Source organism: Photobacterium sp. BZF1 (genome assembly GCF_014349205.1).
GTDB lineage: Bacteria > Pseudomonadota > Gammaproteobacteria > Enterobacterales > Vibrionaceae > Photobacterium.
This window is the reverse complement of the sequence record NZ_JACSOF010000075.1, coordinates 1-17,856: the sequence shown is the minus strand read 5'-3', so window position 1 is coordinate 17,856 and position 17,856 is coordinate 1. Positions and strand designations below refer to the sequence as shown.

18 protein-coding genes and 1 riboswitch are annotated in these 17,856 nt (G+C 43.7%); of the genes, 8 read left to right on the top strand and 10 right to left on the bottom strand.

Features of this window, described 5'->3' with window-relative positions; all coding sequences use genetic code 11:
• Both thiD and BIZ37_RS17095 read right to left on the bottom strand, forming a co-directional pair.
• On the bottom strand, positions 1–828 hold the full coding sequence (thiD, locus tag BIZ37_RS17100; RefSeq protein WP_187462510.1) for a bifunctional hydroxymethylpyrimidine kinase/phosphomethylpyrimidine kinase: 828 nt from the start codon (positions 826–828) through the stop codon (positions 1–3).
• Positions 829–889: 61 nt separating this feature from the next.
• Positions 890–986, bottom strand: a riboswitch (TPP riboswitch).
• Between the two features lie 196 nt (positions 987–1,182).
• Entirely contained in the window at positions 1,183–1,755 is a 573-nt protein-coding gene (locus BIZ37_RS17095) for a PhnA domain-containing protein (protein WP_187462509.1), read from the bottom strand.
• 254 nt (positions 1,756–2,009) lie between these two features.
• On the opposite strand from BIZ37_RS17095, the gene BIZ37_RS17090 reads away from it, so the two are divergent.
• Complete coding sequence (locus BIZ37_RS17090) at positions 2,010–2,498, top strand: hypothetical protein (RefSeq protein ID WP_187462508.1); 489 nt, start codon at positions 2,010–2,012, stop codon at positions 2,496–2,498.
• A 204-nt stretch (positions 2,499–2,702) separates the two neighbouring features.
• Positions 2,703–3,941 (top strand): serine protease, encoded by a 1,239-nt coding sequence (locus BIZ37_RS17085; protein ID WP_187462507.1) that lies wholly within the window; start codon positions 2,703–2,705, stop codon positions 3,939–3,941.
• 39 nt (positions 3,942–3,980) lie between these two features.
• Here the strand turns inward: BIZ37_RS17085 and BIZ37_RS17080 are convergent, their stop codons facing one another.
• Together BIZ37_RS17080 and codB are read right to left on the bottom strand one after the other, a co-directional pair.
• Positions 3,981–5,267 (bottom strand): cytosine deaminase, encoded by a 1,287-nt coding sequence (locus BIZ37_RS17080; protein WP_187462506.1) that lies wholly within the window; start codon positions 5,265–5,267, stop codon positions 3,981–3,983.
• Between the two features lie 11 nt (positions 5,268–5,278).
• Positions 5,279–6,520: a cytosine permease gene (gene codB, locus BIZ37_RS17075; protein ID WP_187462505.1), complete on the bottom strand. Its 1,242-nt coding sequence runs from the start codon at positions 6,518–6,520 to the stop codon at positions 5,279–5,281.
• A gap of 796 nt (positions 6,521–7,316) precedes the next feature.
• Between codB and BIZ37_RS17070 the strand changes: the two genes are divergently transcribed.
• Positions 7,317–7,982: a response regulator transcription factor gene (locus tag BIZ37_RS17070; RefSeq protein WP_187462504.1), complete on the top strand. Its 666-nt coding sequence runs from the start codon at positions 7,317–7,319 to the stop codon at positions 7,980–7,982.
• Between the two features lie 42 nt (positions 7,983–8,024).
• Here the strand turns inward: BIZ37_RS17070 and BIZ37_RS17065 are convergent, their stop codons facing one another.
• The 3 genes from BIZ37_RS17065 to BIZ37_RS17055 all read right to left on the bottom strand — a co-directional run bounded on the left by BIZ37_RS17065 (position 8,025) and on the right by BIZ37_RS17055 (position 9,538).
• Positions 8,025–8,288 (bottom strand): Lpp/OprI family alanine-zipper lipoprotein, encoded by a 264-nt coding sequence (locus tag BIZ37_RS17065; RefSeq protein ID WP_036821101.1) that lies wholly within the window; start codon positions 8,286–8,288, stop codon positions 8,025–8,027.
• Between the two features lie 177 nt (positions 8,289–8,465).
• Positions 8,466–9,059, bottom strand: a complete 594-nt coding sequence (locus BIZ37_RS17060) for an SCO family protein (RefSeq protein WP_187462503.1) — start codon at positions 9,057–9,059, stop codon at positions 8,466–8,468.
• Positions 9,056–9,538, bottom strand: a complete 483-nt coding sequence (locus tag BIZ37_RS17055) for a hypothetical protein (protein ID WP_187462502.1) — start codon at positions 9,536–9,538, stop codon at positions 9,056–9,058. The genes BIZ37_RS17060 and BIZ37_RS17055 overlap by 4 nt, the downstream gene beginning before the upstream one ends.
• A gap of 331 nt (positions 9,539–9,869) precedes the next feature.
• Here BIZ37_RS17055 and ansB point away from each other — a divergent pair, with 331 nt between their 5' ends.
• Positions 9,870–10,931, top strand: a complete 1,062-nt coding sequence (gene ansB / locus BIZ37_RS17050; protein WP_187462501.1) for an L-asparaginase 2 — start codon at positions 9,870–9,872, stop codon at positions 10,929–10,931.
• 313 nt (positions 10,932–11,244) lie between these two features.
• Here ansB and BIZ37_RS17045 read toward each other — a convergent pair whose 3' ends face one another.
• A complete protein-coding gene (locus BIZ37_RS17045; protein ID WP_187462500.1) occupies positions 11,245–12,156 on the bottom strand; it encodes a DUF368 domain-containing protein in 912 nt (303 codons plus the stop codon).
• A gap of 159 nt (positions 12,157–12,315) precedes the next feature.
• Here BIZ37_RS17045 and BIZ37_RS17040 point away from each other — a divergent pair, with 159 nt between their 5' ends.
• Complete coding sequence (locus BIZ37_RS17040) at positions 12,316–12,753, top strand: GtrA family protein (protein ID WP_187462499.1); 438 nt, start codon at positions 12,316–12,318, stop codon at positions 12,751–12,753.
• On the opposite strand, the gene BIZ37_RS17035 is transcribed toward BIZ37_RS17040, so the two are convergent.
• Positions 12,701–14,005 (bottom strand): HAMP domain-containing sensor histidine kinase, encoded by a 1,305-nt coding sequence (locus BIZ37_RS17035; protein ID WP_187462498.1) that lies wholly within the window; start codon positions 14,003–14,005, stop codon positions 12,701–12,703. The two genes, BIZ37_RS17040 and BIZ37_RS17035, sit on opposite strands and share 53 nt — an antisense overlap.
• Complete coding sequence (locus BIZ37_RS17030) at positions 14,002–14,682, bottom strand: response regulator transcription factor (RefSeq protein WP_187462497.1); 681 nt, start codon at positions 14,680–14,682, stop codon at positions 14,002–14,004. The genes BIZ37_RS17035 and BIZ37_RS17030 overlap by 4 nt, the downstream gene beginning before the upstream one ends.
• Before the next feature lie 173 nt (positions 14,683–14,855).
• Between BIZ37_RS17030 and BIZ37_RS17025 the strand changes: the two genes are divergently transcribed.
• The 3 genes from BIZ37_RS17025 to BIZ37_RS17015 all read left to right on the top strand — a co-directional run bounded on the left by BIZ37_RS17025 (position 14,856) and on the right by BIZ37_RS17015 (position 17,727).
• A complete protein-coding gene (locus tag BIZ37_RS17025) occupies positions 14,856–15,875 on the top strand; it encodes a glycosyltransferase family 2 protein (protein WP_187462496.1) in 1,020 nt (339 codons plus the stop codon).
• Positions 15,872–17,308, top strand: coding sequence for a glycosyltransferase family 39 protein (locus tag BIZ37_RS17020; protein WP_187462495.1), 1,437 nt, complete (start codon positions 15,872–15,874; stop codon positions 17,306–17,308). The genes BIZ37_RS17025 and BIZ37_RS17020 overlap by 4 nt, the downstream gene beginning before the upstream one ends.
• A gap of 167 nt (positions 17,309–17,475) precedes the next feature.
• Complete coding sequence (locus tag BIZ37_RS17015) at positions 17,476–17,727, top strand: hypothetical protein (RefSeq protein WP_107296379.1); 252 nt, start codon at positions 17,476–17,478, stop codon at positions 17,725–17,727.
• The last annotated feature ends 129 nt before the right edge of the window (positions 17,728–17,856 follow it).

Below are 17,856 nucleotides of genomic sequence, written 5' to 3'. Positions count from 1 at the left end.
TTATTCTGGTTTGAAGTGGCCTGCAAAGAAATGATTCACAGGCCCGTGGCCAGAACCGATTTCAAGTTCATCTGCATGTTCGATGGCTTTGGTGATGTAGGCTTTGGCATGTTTTACAGCGTCTTGCAGTGGGTATTCTTGAGCAAGGAATGAGGCAGTTGCTGCCGATAGCGTACAGCCAGTACCGTGGGTATTGCGGGTCGCAATTCGCGGAGTGCTCATACGGACAACATCATCTTCAAGAATCAATAGGTCGGTACTGAACTCGTCTTTTTCTAGGTGGCCACCTTTCAATAGAATTGAACGTGAACCAATGCCGCGCAATGCAGCGATCATTGCTGTCATTTCTTGCTCAGTTTCAGGTAAGTCTGAGCCAATCAATGCAGCTGCCTCTGGGAGGTTTGGGGTGATCACGTCGGCGAGCGGTAGTAGCTCGGCCTTCAGCGTTGAGATCGCATCTTGCTCAAGCAGTAAATCACCACTTGTTGCAACCATAACTGGGTCGATAACCAAGAATTTAGGCTGATACTGGCGTAATTTTTTAGCGACCATGCGAATGATATTAGCGTCACTCAGCATGCCAATCTTAACGGCTTTTACATCAAGGTCGGTAAATACAGCATCAAGTTGTTGCTCGACAAAAGCAGGGTCAATGCCAAGGATGCCTGTTACGCCTTGGGTGTTCTGGGCAGTGAGTGCTGTGATCACAGAGCATGCGTAACCGCCGGTTGCGGAAATGGCTTTGATGTCGGCTTGAATGCCTGCGCCGCCACCACTGTCAGAGCCAGCGATGGTTAGGGTAATCGGGGTCTTTGATGAAATTGGCATAGTTACCTCTATCTAAGACGTAAGGTAGCTAATACCATCGAACCGCAGTGGGGTACGAGAAAGGGCATTACAGCTAGTTCCCTACGCCATTATTAAATGGATCAGGTTCAACGGGTCCCACTACGTGGTCTCAGCGCTCGGCTCCCCGACTAACGGATAAAATTGGTACTTACGGGCCAATGTTGAAGATTGACCTGAAAAAAACTGTTTTCTGGCTTAAATGCCTGAAGATGTGACTAATCTAAACATGTTTTTTACGATAGGGCAAACATGTTAGGAATAAAATGAGGTGATGGATGAAGAATAATACAGAAGGGGAATAAAGAGGCAGCCACAGCGTGGCTGCCTTGGTAATTACATCTTTTTGCAGTATGCCGCAATGATTACCATGTTAGTACCTGCTGCTTTACCCGAGATGTGTAATGGGTTATCAGTCAGGCGAATACCACGAACAGCAGTACCTTGTTTGATTACAAGGTTCGAGCCTTTCACTGGCAGATCTTTGATGATGGTGACGTTGTCACCTGCTTCAAGAGCCGTACCGTTTACATCCACGGTCTTGATTGAGTCAAGCTCAGCAAGGGCGATACCTTTCTCAGCCCATTCAATCATGTCTTCTTCCAAGTACATCATATCAAGCAGGTCTTGAGCCCATGTTTCAGAAGACAGGCGCTTAAGAAGGCGGTAAGCCATTACCTGGACAGCAGGCTCTTGGCTCCACATGCTGTCGTTCAAACAACGCCAGTGGTTTTGATCCAGCGTTTCAGCGTCTTCGATTTCTGTACGGCAAGTTCCACACACCATCACACAGCTACCAGCTGTTTGGTCAGGAGACGCAGGAACTTCGTAAACGCTCAGACTGTCTTCTGATCCACATAGTTCACATTTAGCGCCAGCGCGCTCTTTAACGATTGATTCAATGCTCATAGGAATATTCCAAGGAAGTGTAATGGTCTTAGTTACCATACAGGTAACTGTTCTGTTTATTATGCCATTTAATTTTGAGAAGAAAAGGAATGAAGATCAAGATCACATTAGTCTCATTAACTTACGGGCAAAAAACAAACTAATTGAACGTCTAAGTAAAAATAATGCAACAAAAATGTAGGAGATATTGTTGTGTTGAGACTAAGATCAAATAGCCTACCCAAGTAGTTACAGAAAAAGAAATAGGAAAATGTATGAAAAAGGCACTTTTTTTACTTTTAGCTTTAGCACTTATTGGTTGTGATGATGAGGATGTTGTTAACACAGTATCAGGCAATGCAGAAGTGTTCGCCGTTACCGGAGCTGAAGTTGGAGGAGCACAAGGATACACCAGCATTGATAGCCTAGAAAACCAATATCCAATCACTTTGCCCGATGAATTCCCAGCAGGCTCTGAACAAACGCTAGATAGCCGGTTAGGATCTCTTGGTATAGATATAGAGGGTACAGATTGCGGTATTATTGATACCAGTGGCGATGTTTGTTTTGGAGCTGGAAGTGACACAGCTTGTGTACCCGATGAGGTCACTAAATTAGGTATCAAACTTTATACCATCGACATTGATGAAGTGAAACGCGCCTATGATAATGGTTTCTACCCGAAATTAGCGGCTGATCTGCTAGGTGATACCTTTTCTGACTTTGATATTGAGCGTGTAAGTTGCTCAAGTATTGGGTTGTAGTTGATAGTATGTTGAAAGGCAGGCCTTAATGTAGCATACATAGGCCTGCTAATTTCTTTTAGTCAAAAGAAACACTATCACTATTACATTCCTCAAAAAAAATTTTATTAAATGCCTCGCAACTTCTATTTCTGACTGGTTTTTGACTAGGGGTTTCTTGCTAATTTAAGCCACTACTTTTGGGTTATTAAGCGGTAAGAAGTAATGAAAAGGAAAGGGATATTCGGCCTTTTAGGTATTTTGATTAATATTCCGTGTATTGGTTATGCTGCTGAAATTGAGAGCTATATTGTCGGCGGCAATCCTGTCAGGCATGGTGATGAAATAACTTGGATGGCCTCATTAAGAAATACGACGGACAATACTTCACATTTTTGTGGAGGAAGTATTGTTAATGAGCAATGGGTATTAACTGCCGCCCATTGCGTTGTGCAGGGTATCGCTGGCGATGAATTTACGTTGCCGCCCAATAACCTTGCTGTGATGGTCGGAAAATTGTCTAGTGAGGTCGTTGACACTGCCGATCTATATCAGGTCACCCATGTTGTCGTACACCCTGAATACTCTCCGAACGCTGAAATTAAAATTACGGTCGATGAAAATCAAAACCAGACGGAGGAAGTGGTTAAGTTAGCATTAGACAATGATATTGCACTGCTTCGTGTCAATCGTTTGTTTCCGTTTCCTAGGGTAAGTCCAATTAAATTAGCTGATCAGAAGGTAGCACAACGGCTTGAGGCGACCTTGGCTGATGAATGGAACGAAAACAAACGCCCAGTTAATACAATGGTCTCTGGTTGGGGTGCGACAAATAGTGATGGCACCGGTATATCAACAAACCTTATGTATACTGAGCTCTCTTATTTGCCGATATCAGATTGCTTCAATTTACTGGAAAGGGGCAATGATGAACACTTTATCATAGATAGTCCGTTGAACTTGACGAAAGTTTGTGCTTTACCACCTGATATTTTGTTTGATGAAGAAGGTGACCCCCTCGGATATGGGCCTGATGCCTGTAAGGGAGACAGTGGTGGCCCACTAGTAACGAAAGATAACGACGGAAGTTGGGTGCAACTAGGGGTCGTGAGTGGAGGCCCACAAGGAGCCCCTCTCTGTGGCGCATATTTGCGTCCAGGTTTCTATGCGCGAGTAGGTACCTATTTTGATTGGATAAAGGAAATAGTAGGAAAGATTCCCGATATCCCAATCACCAATCCAGACTTTATGGAAGATGAGGAAACTGGAAGTAGTAAAGATGATGATCAAGACGTAGATACGGGAGAAGGAAAGGCCGACGAAGGATGTAACCCCGAGGTTTCCGGTATCAGCCCGAATAATTGTGCCCTGAATTCCGAAGGGGGAGGTGGGATGGTTGGCTACTTTGGACTTGGAGGCTTGATTTTGATGCTGTTGAGACGACGACTTTTATTACGCGATTAATAAAAAACAGCCACCCAGAATGAAGAGTGGCTGTTTTCGTTAGCGGCGGAAAGAAACAGCTTCTTTACCGTCTGCCAATTCAATATGGGTAACCGCTGGCTGGGTTTCAGCAATAACATTACCGGCACGGATAGAGTAACGTACTGGCACTTGGCGGCGAACCGCATCAAAGCCATTTTCAGCAGGAAGAATAAGCAGGTTACCTGGCTTACCCAACTCAATACCGTAGCGGCTTTGAATGTTTAGGGTGGTCGCAGAGTTAGTGCTGATCAAGTCCAAAGATTGGTTGATTTGGTCGTAGCCCATCACCTGGCAAACATGCAGTCCCATATGCAGAACTTGCATCATGTTAGCTGTTCCCAATGGGTACCATGGGTCAAAAACATCGTCATGGCCAAAGCAGACATTGATGTTCGAAGCTAGCATTTCCTTTACACGGGTCACGCCACGGCGTTTTGGGTAATCATCGAAACGACCCTGCAAGTGGATATTGACCAGAGGGTTAGCAACAAAGCTGATGCCTGACATTTTCAGCAGTCGGAACAACCTTGAAGCATAGGCACCGTTGTATGAGTGCATCGCTGTCGTGTGGCTAGCAGTTACTTTGTCACCCATTTCAAATTTATGGGCAAGCGCGGCTAGCGTTTCTACGAAACGGGATTGCTCATCATCGATTTCATCACAATGAACATCGATGAGACGATCGTATTTACGTGCCAATTCGAATACATAATGAAGCGACTCTACGCCATACTCGCGAGTAAACTCAAAGTGTGGAATTGCACCGATGACGTCAGCGCCCAACTTCACGGCTTCTTCAAGAAGTTCTTTGCCGTTCGGGTAAGACAAAATCCCCTCTTGCGGGAAAGCCACAATCTGGATATCAACCCACTCTTTCATTTCTTCACGCACTTCAAGCATGGCTTTTAGGGCGATAAGTGTTGGGTCAGAGACATCGACATGGGTACGCACATGTTGCACACCATTAGCGATTTGCCATTTAAGCGTTTGTTTTGCACGAGCTTTAACATCTTCAATGGAAAGCATTGATTTACGCTCAGCCCAGCGTTCAATCCCTTCAAATAGCGTACCTGAAATATTCCAGTTAGGTTCACCTGCTGTTTGCGTGGTGTCTAGATGGATGTGAGGTTCGCAGAAAGGAGGTACAGCCATACCCCCTTCACCGTCAAGCACAGGGCCGTTGAAATCAACGTGCTCGTCCATTGGCTTGATAGAATGAAATTTACCTTCGTTAATCAGTATCTGATGCAGGCCATCCTTGCCTTTGATGGTGACGTTTTTAATTAGCATGTTTGAGGTTTGCATCTTAGTTGTCCTTACGCGTTACTTGCACAAGCTTCGGTATCGCGATTTAGCACCGGGTTAAGGATAAGGTAGCTGATTGCACCGCCTAGCACGGCATTGATTGGAACAACACCAGGCAGGAAGTGACCGGCAGCAACACCTACAGCAACACCGATGATTGCAGCCCAGTTAACGGCTTTAAACTCTGCGTTCGCGAAATCTTTGTAACGATGACGGTTTTTAATGAAATCTGCAATGATAATACCACCGATTGGAGGAATAGCCGCCGACAAGAAGGTTAACCAACCAACGAAGTTATTGTATAGCCATAGTGCACATAGTGTACCGATTAGGCCATTTGCCATAGAAAGGTATTTACTTGGTAGGCCAGTGACGTTTGAGAAGCCAAGACCTGAGGCGTACAGGGCATTGTCGTTGGTGGTCCAAATATTCAGGCCAAGTACGATGATAGCTGGGATTAGTAGGCCTTGAGCAATCATTACCTCGGAGATATCCGATTGGCCGGTTGCTGCTGCGCCCGCTGCACCGAAGATAAACATCAGGGAGTTACCAATAAAGAAGGCAATCATAGTGACCATGACAGCGCCCATTGGCTTTTTACCAAATCGTACAAAGTCTGCTGTTAAGGTACCGGCTGAAACAAATGAGCCGACAACCAGCGCCAGAGCGGTTGAAAATTCGATTGGGTTTTCAGGTGTAATCGCTTTGAGGCCATCAATACCACCAGTACTGCCTACAGCTTCAAATACAGAGTAACCACCAAGCAGGGCAATGGCTGGAACTGCGATGGCGGAAAGTACCATCAACGCTGAAATGCCAAAATATACCGTTGCTGTCATCAGAAGGCCCGATACCAGAATCAGGATGTTGGTATCAATACCCGTTGCTTTTTGAACCGGAATGGCAAACATAGCGACGCCGACACCAAACCAGCCGACTTGTGTACCGCCAAGTAGTAGGGAAGGGAGCCAGGAGCCTTTAGAGCCAAAAGAGAATCGAGCAAGAAGGTGGGTAGAGAGGCCAGTAGAAGAGCCGATGTATCCGAGGAAGGAGGTGTAGATACCAAGAATGAGGTTACCAATCAGAACAGCGAGGAAGAAATCATCATAGGAGAGCCCTGTTCCTAATGTCCCTCCTGTCCACATACTGGCTGAAAAGAAGGTCAGTCCGAGCATCACCATGGTGAGTGAAACTACTCCTTTACGTGCCGATTTTGGCACAGGCCCTAGACTGTAGTTGTTATCGCCAGCCATTGAAACACCTCTAACGTCATTTAATAATAGTACTGATTTACAGCTAAACGGCGCGTATTTTAGTGAATAAAAAACTGCTGTCAAATGAGTTTTTGGGTGATTTCATGAAATTTACCAAAGGTCTAAATTAAATTGTTATTTAACAATTAATTACATTTATTGGTATTGTTAACTGTAAAAAAGGAAATCGTTTGTATGATTGGAGTGAGTCTTAAATGGTGTCAAATATGATTTCAAAAAAGGATTGTTGTTGTCTGTGCCTCAATATCCTAATTCATGCTTACATTGCCTCATATGAAAACGATTTCTTTTCATCAACTCATAGACTTAATAGACGATAAAGAACTTGCTTATGTTTTTAAGCTTCTATTTACATGTAAAAACAACCATTACGTCATGATTTTTGTCTTTGGTTGTTTTTTATAATGGTTTTATGGTGGTAAATGTCGTTTTTTGTATGAGAAAAGTGTTCATTGGGTTGCAGGGAAGGAAATGAGACTAAACCTGTGGATAACTTTATTATCCACAAAACTTGTGAGTAACTCTGTGGGAAATGGTTGAGAGCTAATCCCCATGCTGGCTTCAGTAAAGTCAATACCTGTGTTCATGAAATCATTATAAAAACATCATGAAAAATAAAGGTTATTGATACAGCTCAATTTTGCTTTTCAACGAAAAATGCTTGGGTGTTTTGGCTACAATCAGAGGCTAAGAGTGGTTTATCACCTTGATTGCAGAGCATAGAGGCAGGATAATGCTATCTAAATGATAATGATTTCGATAAGTGTAGTGTTTTGTGTCTAAGATCCTTGTTGTAGATGATGATATTGTCCTTTGCGAGTTACTCCAGGAAGTACTTGAAGAAGAAGGGTACGACGTTCATTGTGCACATTGTGGGAAGACAGGGTTAGCTTACTTGCAAGAGCAGCCTGTTGATCTCGTTCTGCTTGATGTCATGCTTCCGCATATTGACGGTATGCAAATGGCTAGGCGAATATGCCAGAGGTTTGCTACGCCAATTATTATGCTGACGGCATTAGGTGATGAGGCCTCATTACTTGATGGCTTACAAGCTGGCGCTGATCATTATATGGCGAAGCCTTTTAAGGTGCCTGAATTGCTGGCTAGAATAAAATCTACAATGCGACGAGTTGGATTAGAAAAGCAACGTGGCAGTAATGTTTCTACTGATATGGATATCACTGAACAGCTGAGGCGAATTCCGTTGACGGGTACCGAGAGTGAATTGTTGGAGTATCTTGTCAAGCATAACGGCATTGTTGTATCAAAAGCTGAATTGCAGAAAGCGGTGCTTAAGAAAGAAATGAGCCCATTTGATAGAAATCTTGACATGCATATTAGCAACATTCGTCGCAAAATAGTTCAATCAGGATTACCAAAACAACATATAAAAACCGTGAGGGGAAAAGGGTATAGTTTCTTAGAAGTGGTTGGGGCATGAATAAAATAAAAGAGTGGCGCAAGAATGCGCCACTCTTTGGTTTTACTTGCTGTAAGAACTAGCAATATTGTCGATACGCTGGTTTGCGCGCATAGCTTCTTGGTAAGCAGCGTCTGATGCCGCACGAGCATCGTTAACTGCACCAGCCATTTGATCTTGTTGGCTTTGTAATGCGCCTACCTGATCAGAGAGCATATCTACTTTATTGGTTAGTTGCTGCATTTGGTCAACTTCATCTGAGCTAGAACAACCGATAAGTGTTGCACTCAGAATAATACCGGTAAGGATAGATAATGAACGGTTCATTTTTCTTTCTTCTCCTTTGTTTGCCACTACAGACTGTTCGATAAAAGTTTCAGTCGGCAAATTCATTATGGCAGAAGTTGCGCAAATTGCTGCTTAAAGTGAAGAAAGAGTCAGATTTTTTTCTCTCAAAGATGAGAAAACCCGCCTGAGCGGGTTTATTTATGCGGAATACAGAAATTACGCAGGTGCGTTTTCATCAGCAAGAATCCGGTTTATTGCATCGACTAAAATATTCGGATTGAGGGTATGCTGCACTTTTTCTACCAAGGTGCCATCAGCACGGAGGAAATAAAAATAAGAGCTATGGTCTACCGCATATTCCAATGCTGAGCCTTCCAGTTCTGTACGCATGTATAACACGCCATACTTTTCAGCCAGTGCTTTTGTCTGATCAGCATCTCCTGTCATACCTATAATTTTTTTATGGAAGTACTGTGCATATTGAGCACTCTTTTCAGGCGTGTCTCGTTCAGGATCTAACGTGATGAAAATCGGCCACAGCTTATTAATTTGCTGATCATCGATTTGCTTCAAGGCAGCTGACAAGACTGCGAGAGAGGTTGGGCAGACATCAGGACAGTGGGTATAGCCAAAATAAATGACCCGAATTCTTTCATCCTCCGGGTTGTACAAATCAATGTCATCTTTACCGCTTTTCAACAGGTTAATAGGTTCACCGGCGACTTCAGATGGGGATTGGCGATCAACAATGACGCTAGTGATGAACCCAGCCGATAAAGCTAGAGCGAGTATAATCCATTGATATTTCACTTGATCATCCTTATTGAAACATAAACTGGTTGTTGTGAGTTATTTGCTGGTGGTGCTATTTTTCCTTGCCAGGTCATTTCGTCTGAAACACAAAAAGGTAATACCAATTCTCCAGAATATAGGTTGGTGCCGGTTTGGCGAATGAGCTTTTGTCGATAGACGCCCATCATCATTTCCTGTCCTTCAAGGGTTAGTTCCAGTGTCTCTGCTTGGGACGGTAACGATGGCCACTCTATTTCAATTTTAGCCGCTTCCATTGGTCTGATGATATTTCTATCTAACTTGATGTTTGCTCCACCAATGGCACAGCTTTCATTACTCAAAAGGCAGTGTATGTGGGAAGAGTTTTCTTTGGCGAGTGCTGCCTGATCACCGACCACTGCCTTGAGTTGAGGAAGCCCATAATCAAAGAAAAAGTAACTCCCGGTAAAAGCAGATAGAGCAAGGAAAACATTTCTATAACGTTTGCTACGTACCACTGGCTGTATCATCTCTTTGTATTGCAAGTATTTGTGAATCTTATCACTGACTTGGTTAAGGAAAACAGACAGATGTTGATTTTTGTGAGGAGGGTGCGTGTTGGTGAAGTCCACACTGGATGTGGGTTGTTAATCTTGTGATGGGGTGTTAGCAACTGTTTGTAAGGTATAGAAAATCAGTTAATCTCTTGAGCTTAGTCACCGAATGTGTAATTAGGATCACTTTTTTAATATTATAAAAGGTGATGTATACCACAAAAGTATTATCTATTTGGAATAGTATTTCATTCATTGAGTTTATGTTGAAATAAATCACTATAAGGTAATGACAATGAAGAAGAATGCTGTATCCGTAGGTATGTTCTTAGCTGGTATGTGTCTTAGCTCTATGAGCTTTGCGGGTGATCTTCCAAACATCAAAATTCTAGCAACGGGTGGCACTATTGCAGGCGCTGGGCAATCGAGCACAGAGTCAAACTACACCGCGGGTAAAGTTGGGGTAGATGCGCTGATTGAAGCCGTTCCTGAAATGACAAAACTGGCGGATATCTCTGGCGAGCAAGTCGTTAGCATTGGTTCACAGGACATGAACGATGAAGTGTGGCTGAAACTTGCAAAACGTGTAAATGAGCTACTTGCTAAAGACGACGTTGACGGTGTAGTGATCACTCATGGTACGGATACCATGGAAGAAACAGCATACTTCCTTGACCTAACAGTTAAAAGTGACAAGCCTGTAGTCCTTGTTGGTGCTATGCGTCCGTCGACAGCAATGAGTGCTGATGGTCCGGTAAACTTGTACAATGCAGTCGTGACAGCCACAGATACAGAGTCGACCGGTCGTGGTGTATTAGTCGCAATGAATGACACCGTTTACGACGCGCGAGATGTCACCAAGACAAATACAACTGCCGTGAATACATTCCAGTCACCGAATACTGGTGCGCTGGGTTATATCCATAATGGTGATGTGAAATACCAGCGTAGCCCTGAGCGTAAGCACACCACTGACACTGTATTTGATATTTCTAAAGTTGATAGCTTGCCAAAAGTTGGCATCGTATATAACTATGCCAACGCAACTGCGTTGCCAGTGACAGCAATGATGGAAGCAAACTACGACGGTATCGTCAGTGCGGGTGTGGGTAACGGTAATATGTACCATAGCATTTTTGATGAGTTAGCTAAGGCGAGTAAAGAGGGCACAATGGTCGTGCGTAGTTCCCGTACTGCCTCTGGCTCAACAACATTAGATGCAGAAGTCGATGATGATAAATACGGCTTCGTTGCTGCAGGTTCTTTGAACCCTCAGAAGGCTCGTATTCTACTGATGTTGTCTCTTACTCAGACTCAGGACTACCAAGACGTTCAGAAGATGTTCCAATACTACTAATCACATTCGTATAATTACGGAAATGCGCTTGTAGGGAACGTCTCTTACTAACTGAAAGCCGCCACAGTAAGTTGGCGGCTTTTTGTTATTAATTAGTAGAGTGGTCGTGGATATCAAAAATTGACTCAGAACTACTGCTTGGCAGGCTCTGGATTACATGGGTCACAGGGCTGTTCTTGCAAATAGTTGATGCAAGCTATGCTAACAATCTGGATGAAAATGAGTGTTTATCAACGTAAAGCTACGCAAATGAAAAAGCACCTTTAGTCAAACAGACTAAAGGTGCTTTGGGTTCTATTGAAAACAGGTAACGCTATTTGTCTGCGACTTTTTCAAGTCCCCATACTAAACCGATACCCAACACCATCGCCACAATAGCATAGCCAAGTAAAGCAGGTTGACCTGTTACGTGCTCGAAGCTGAATGGGGACAAGTTTTGCTCAATTAAAGGCACTTGCTCACCGCTAGAGTTTGTTCTCCAAGTCAATGTTTCCTTCCAAGGCCAAATCTTGCTCAATGTACCAATCATCAAACCTGTCAAGAAGGTCAGGGCGATGTCGCGGTAGTTTCGTAACACCCAAGATAGGACATGGGAGAAGGTTAGGAGGCCAATCACACAGCCACAAGCGAATAAGCCTAGTGTGATGATATCCAATGACTTTGCCGCACCTAGAATGGGGGCGTACATACCTAGCAGAAGTAAAATGAAGCTACCTGAAATACCCGGCAAAATCATTGCACAGATAGCAATAGAGCCGGCAAGCAAGATATTGAAGTATGTCGGCTCAAGCGTAAGCGGGTGAAGCACAGTAATTCCGTAAGCAAAAACGGCGCCGGCTATTACTGCAATGATACGCGATGGCCCCCAGTGAGTGATCTGTTTGAACATATGGATCACTGAAATAATGATCAAACCAAAGAAGAAAGACCATAGCGGGATAGGATGGGTGTTAAGCATCCATGTAATGAAGCGCGCGAGGGTGAAGATGCTGGTCAGGATCCCTGACAGTAATAAAATCAAGAAGGTACCATTAACATGGTTGAAGGCCGCTTTAAACCCATCTTTCCGCCAGATGCCGATCAGGCTAGGGTTAACGCGTCGAATGCTTTCTAGAAGCGTGTCATAAATACCTGTAATAAAGGCAATTGTTCCGCCAGAGACACCAGGGACAACGTCAGCTGCCCCCATCGCCATCCCTTTTAGGAAGGTAAACACTTTGCTCATACTTTTCCGTCAGTTACCGGTGAGATTTAAACTGGCGCTATTATACCTACAATGAGTGAAAAAAAAGTGTTTTCCTGTTGCGGAGACTGAAAATGGACATTTTTTTGACCATGACATTGCTAAATTGACTGCCAATATAGTTAGCTTGGGTAAGCTGTTGTGAATCAATCGAAAAATAGACGTTTTTTAAAGTTTGCCATTGTCGGTGCTGGTGGTTTTTTTATCGATATATTAGTTACTTACACCTTATCCCAGTTTGTCATGGCGGAAGTTGCCAGGGGAGCTGCTTTTTGGGTGGCTGCGAGTTCAAACTGGTGGCTGAATAGGCAGTTTACATTTTCATCGGGGCAGCAAGAGAGGCCGCTTAAGCAATGGATACAGTTTTTGAGCGCGTCCAGTATAGGCTTTTTGCCAAATTGGGGCTGCTATTGGCTTCTGATGAACAGTGACATAGGGCCAGCCACCTCATCAATACTATCTGTCGATGTATCAACTTGGTGGCCGTACTTGGCCATGGTACCGGGTATATTGTTAGGGATGGGAGTTAACTTTTTGCTGTCTGACCGTTGGGTATTTCGTTTGGCTGCAACTCGATAATCGCTGTGCAGCCCCGGTATTCATTGGTTTGGTGGCGAAGTTGCCAATTGTATTTGCGGCAGATATCCGCTGCAATCAACAGCCCCAAGCCATAGCCCTTGCTACTATTCGTACTGCTTTCTAGGCCGATGCCAGTGTCTTCAACCGTGATTGTTGTTGGGCTCACCCGAATGATGACATGCCCTTGTTCGGTATAAGCAAAAGCATTTTTGATCAGATTGCCCAGTAAAATCTTAAAGGCATTTTCAGGCATTTTTACTGTGATGGGCTGCGAAGCTTCAATATGCCAGCTAACGGCTTTTCCAGTCAGTAATGAGGTGTGTGCACCAGCAATTTCATTAAGTTCTTCACGATCAACCTGCCTGATAGAAACCTTATCAAGATCCTCTTCACGAGTGAGGGACAACAAGGTGGTCACGAAGTCGTTCATCTCGGTGCTCGCTTGTTGTAGGCGCTTTTGTTGCTTGGCGATAAATTTAGGGTCGTTTGATTGGCCAAGTAGCGAGATGGCTCCTTTCATCACCATAAGGGGAGTGCGAAGCTCGTGACTGGCATAGCGGTTAAATGACCGTTCTCGATCGAGTAGTTCTTGTATATGGGTAACGTAAAGATTAAAGCTATCAACCAGCTGCAGGACCTCGCGAGAAGTGATCCCTGAGGGCGTTGAGATAGGGGACAGGTCATTGGCTCGACGTGAGTCGATATCATTCGCTAGCTGGGTCAAGGGGTTAGTTAATCTATCAGATACCTTGAGAACAACAAGAAAACTGATGATTAGCAATAACAATGAAATCCCGAGTTGTTTGAGCTGATTATTAAAGATTTGCTCTTCACTGATTTCGTAAATGTCATCGAAAAAGAGCAAGTAGAGATCTTTTGGTTGGCCTCCGACCTCAACACTCGTGATCATGGCGAAGTATTCGGTTTCATTGGTGTTCGTTTTTATTTCAAACGCCTTATTTCTCGGAGACTGAGAAGAAATGTTGAGCTGGCTAGGGATCAAATCTATGTCAAGGTATGCGTGAGTGAATGGAGGAATGGCAAACTGAGTGATGTCATCCTGCTCTTGCAACACTTCATTAGCCACTGCTTTTGCGTGGAGAAGACGGTTGTTAGCATTAATATGTTCAAAGTCTTCTAAAGTAGCATCGAGGAGTGAGAAATGTAAGGAGATAATCGCAAAAGCGATAATAGAAAAATAAGTGACGGTTAGCTGTTTAGCACTTTTTACTTTGCTTAGATGTTGCTTCACAACGCTTCCTCATCCACTAATTGGTAGCCGACTTTGGGCACATTCTTAATATAGGCATGCTTGAAAGGCTTATCGATCTGGTGGCGCAACTGGTAAATATGGCTTCTAAGTACATTTCCTTCAGGTTCATTGTCCCCCCACAAGGCAGCAATCAATTCCTGTTTGCTGACTACCTTAGGCGCTTTCATCATCAAGAGCTTAAGGATAGTAAATAAGGTTGGGTTTAGAGAAAAGGTACAGTTTCCACGCTCAACAGTATGGGTACTTAAATCCAGCGTCATTTCGCCAAAACTTAGTGTGTTTAAAGCTGTTTCGCCCATTCGACGACGGGTAAGCGCTTTTATTCTGGCCTCTAGAATCTCTAGATCAAAGGGTTTGACCAAATAGTCGTCAGCGCCATTTGAGAATCCTTCGAGTGTGTCTTCACGGGTATCCCTGGCCGTTAACATAAGGATAGGAGTATCGATACCGCGATCACGTAACGCTTGGCAAACTTCAAAGCCATCCATTTTAGGTAGCATTACATCGAGAATAATAAGGTCGTAATGTTCGGTGCTACCAAGTTCTAAACCGTGCTGGCCATTGTTGGCATAGTCGAGTGTGTACCCTTTGATTTCAAAAAAATCGAAGATAACACCTGCAATTTCTTGGTGATCTTCAACCAGTAATAACTTCATGTAAGTACCTAAACCAAAATGATATTTTCGATGCTCAAGAAGGATAGGAGCAACAATTAACGTTACTTTATCATGACATAGCGAGGAGTGAAAAAAGTGTCAATGACCTTTTTCTCACACGTCTTTCAATAACCTATAGCGCATTACTTATGTTATGCCACTTGAGGTTAGCTATGTCTTCTATCACTGTTCTGTCGCAACACAGAGAGCGGCAGTCACATTTCAGACAGGAAACCCCTTATATATCAGTCATCATCCCGATGTATAACGAACAAGAGGTTTTAGCCGCTTGTCATAAAAGGGTATGCAATGTCCTTGATAAAATGGGAAAGCACTGCGAAATCATTTATATCGATGACGGTAGTTCAGATGAGAGTTGGAACATAGCAAGCCAACTTACTAGCGAACACCATAGTATTAAAACAATCCGACTTAGCCGAAATTTCGGAAAAGAAGCGACTATGAGTGCGGGGCTTAAAGCTGTTGCGGCAGAAGCTGCAGTGCTGATTGATGCTGATTTACAAGATCCTCCTGAGCTGATCCCTGATATGGTTGCCCAGTGGCAAGCAGGGTTTGATGTGGTGGATATGCAGCGCCGCCGACGCCTGGGTGAAGGATGGTTTAAGCGCTTTACCGCCGCTGCTTTTTATCAAGTCATGAACCGCCTCAGTGATATGCCTATCCCTGAAAACGTTGGCGACTTTAGGCTAATCAATCGGCGTGTCATTGATGAAATCAATAAGTTGCCTGAACGAACCCGCTTTATGAAAGGGTTATTTGCCTGGCCGGGATTTAAAAGGATAACGCTGCAGTTTGATCGTGATCCACGCCTTGCTGGGGAAACAAAATGGAATTATCGGAAGCTGATACATCTAGCTTTTGAAGGAATAACTTCATTCAGCACCCGTCCACTGCGTATTGCTACTGGGGCAGGGCTTGTGACCTCGTTTTCTGCCTTGCTTTTAGCTGCCGTTGTTTTTACTAAAACCTTAATCTGGGGAGACCCTGTAGCAGGGTATCCATCCATGATGATAGTTGTCTTGCTAGTTGGTGGTGTCCAACTCTTGTCAATAGGGTTGATGGGAGAGTATGTGGGCCGATTATTCATTGAAGCCAAGCAAAGGCCTTTATTTGTTGTGATGGAAGAGAACCACACAATACCAAATATTACTGCCGAGGAAGTACAGGCATGATCAAGCGACAATTATCAAACATATCCTTAACTCAATTCGCAATTTTGCTCACATTCGGAACTGTCATTGTCAGGTTAGCCACCTTAGGGTTCTATCCGTTAATGGATACGACTGAGGCACGTTACGGTGAGATGGCCAGAATTATGTTTGATTCTGGCAATTGGATAACCCCAATGTTTGACTATAACGTTCCGTTCTGGGGCAAACCGCCACTATTTACTTGGCTCAGTGCGGGTGGTTTCGAGTTGCTCGGCGTGAATGAGTTTGCGGCTAGAGTGCCTCACCTTATCTTAGGTATCGCCATATTGTTCATGACTTGGTTTTTTGCCGCAAAAATAAGAGATAACAAAGAAGCTTGGTTAGCCATCGCGATTTTGTCTACCACAACGGCTTTTATTGTGATTTCTGGGGCTGTAATGACAGACACTGCGTTGACGTTTGCTGTAACTTTGAGCATGGTCAGCTTTTGGATGGCTTGGGAATTTGGGCGCAGATTATGGGGATACTTGTTCTTCGTTGGTTTGGCGATAGGTATGCTCGCCAAAGGCCCTTTAACCATGGTGCTAGTAGGAATCAGCCTTGTCATCTGGCTAATGCAAGACCAAAGGTGGCGTCGCATTCCCTCGGTTTTACCATGGAAAGGTGGGATTGCCGTATTTCTTATTATTTCTCTGCCTTGGTATTTGTTGGCTGAATGGAAAACGCCAGGGTTCTTAAACTACTTTATTATCGGTGAACACATCAAACGCTTTGTCGTGAGTGGTTGGCAAGGAGATCTTTATGGCTCTGCTCATGATGAAGTGAGAGGAACAATTTGGCTGTATTGGTTCTTAGCTGCATTGCCATGGGCTCCGGTTTTAATGTACCAGGTCTCTCGTTTCTTCCGTGCCGGTGAGGAAGGTGTTCAAACTAGCAATGGCTATATGGGGTATTTATGGTGCTGGATGCTCTCACCGATGCTGTTATTTACCATGGCAGGTAATATTTTACCGAGTTATGTCATGCCGGGACTTCCTGCATTGGGCTTATTAGTGGCGGGCTACCAAAGCCAGCAAAAATTATCAGATAAAATCTTCAAGATTGGATTGATTACGCCTGTTTTGTTGGTGAACACTGCTTTTTTACTGGGTAATAACCTAACAGGCAAAGAGTCAGAAAAAGTCTTGTTATCTAAGTGGGAAAAGCAGGTCGAGAAAGAAAATAGTGAATTAATCTATATCCAAAAGAGGCCTTTTTCTGCGCAGTTTTATTCAGAAGGAAAAGCAAAGTTGAATCAAGCGCCATTATCGACACTGCTCACTAAGCCTAAAGAGGATGCGTTCTTTGTTATTGAAAAAGGTAAGATCCCTGCCGGGTTCCTATGGGATAAATCACGTTGTGAATTGCGAGCTGAATCGAATAAGCGCCAACTTGTGCACTGTAAAGCGGGATAATTTGAATGCCAAGCAACCAATTACTTGGGTTTTACTGAGATTATTTGCCTAGATCGCAGATTGTGACTTGGGTGTTTGGTTGTTTTTTAAACTGTGACATGTGCAGAAAAGCCAATTGATAAACTGTGGAATTATGGCTTCAGTGAAATAAAAAATGGAGTCTGATTATGTACCGTGATTTATTAGAAATCCCAGCGGAACATCAGTTTGTCCGTACTGATATGAAGTGGGATATAGGGAAAAAACAGGATATTGATACCTTTTGGTATGATGAGAAAAAGGCAACGGGTGAGGTGATTGCTAAGTATATTGTGAAGGTCACTAAGTATATCTATCCGCCAAAGAAATCTGACATCAGCTTTAAAAAGTATTCTGCGGATGCTTTATCATTGCTTGAATCAGGTGACTTATCTCATTAACAAGTCGACAGATAACATCAACCTAAAAAGTTAATGCCATTCGGATAAGCGTCATCGTTTATACCTGAACGGATACTTGGGTGGCACATAGAGGACTGAACGTGGAAACGTTCGGTCCTTTCTTTTATC

Excerpts from the sequence above, each read along its gene's own strand:
- thiD (WP_187462510.1), bottom strand. The coding sequence starts at position 828 with ATGCCAATTTCATCAAAGACCCCGATTACCCTAACCATCGCTGGCTCT.
- BIZ37_RS17095 (WP_187462509.1), bottom strand. The coding sequence starts at position 1,755 with ATGAGCATTGAATCAATCGTTAAAGAGCGCGCTGGCGCTAAATGTGAA.
- BIZ37_RS17090 (WP_187462508.1), top strand. The coding sequence starts at position 2,010 with ATGAAAAAGGCACTTTTTTTACTTTTAGCTTTAGCACTTATTGGTTGT.
- BIZ37_RS17085 (WP_187462507.1), top strand. The coding sequence starts at position 2,703 with ATGAAAAGGAAAGGGATATTCGGCCTTTTAGGTATTTTGATTAATATT.
- BIZ37_RS17080 (WP_187462506.1), bottom strand. The coding sequence starts at position 5,267 with ATGCAAACCTCAAACATGCTAATTAAAAACGTCACCATCAAAGGCAAG.
- codB (WP_187462505.1), bottom strand. The coding sequence starts at position 6,520 with ATGGCTGGCGATAACAACTACAGTCTAGGGCCTGTGCCAAAATCGGCA.
- BIZ37_RS17065 (WP_036821101.1), bottom strand. The coding sequence starts at position 8,288 with ATGAACCGTTCATTATCTATCCTTACCGGTATTATTCTGAGTGCAACA.
- ansB (WP_187462501.1), top strand. The coding sequence starts at position 9,870 with ATGAAGAAGAATGCTGTATCCGTAGGTATGTTCTTAGCTGGTATGTGT.
- BIZ37_RS17045 (WP_187462500.1), bottom strand. The coding sequence starts at position 12,156 with ATGAGCAAAGTGTTTACCTTCCTAAAAGGGATGGCGATGGGGGCAGCT.
- BIZ37_RS17030 (WP_187462497.1), bottom strand. The coding sequence starts at position 14,682 with ATGAAGTTATTACTGGTTGAAGATCACCAAGAAATTGCAGGTGTTATC.
- BIZ37_RS17025 (WP_187462496.1), top strand. The coding sequence starts at position 14,856 with ATGTCTTCTATCACTGTTCTGTCGCAACACAGAGAGCGGCAGTCACAT.
- BIZ37_RS17020 (WP_187462495.1), top strand. The coding sequence starts at position 15,872 with ATGATCAAGCGACAATTATCAAACATATCCTTAACTCAATTCGCAATT.
- BIZ37_RS17015 (WP_107296379.1), top strand. The coding sequence starts at position 17,476 with ATGTACCGTGATTTATTAGAAATCCCAGCGGAACATCAGTTTGTCCGT.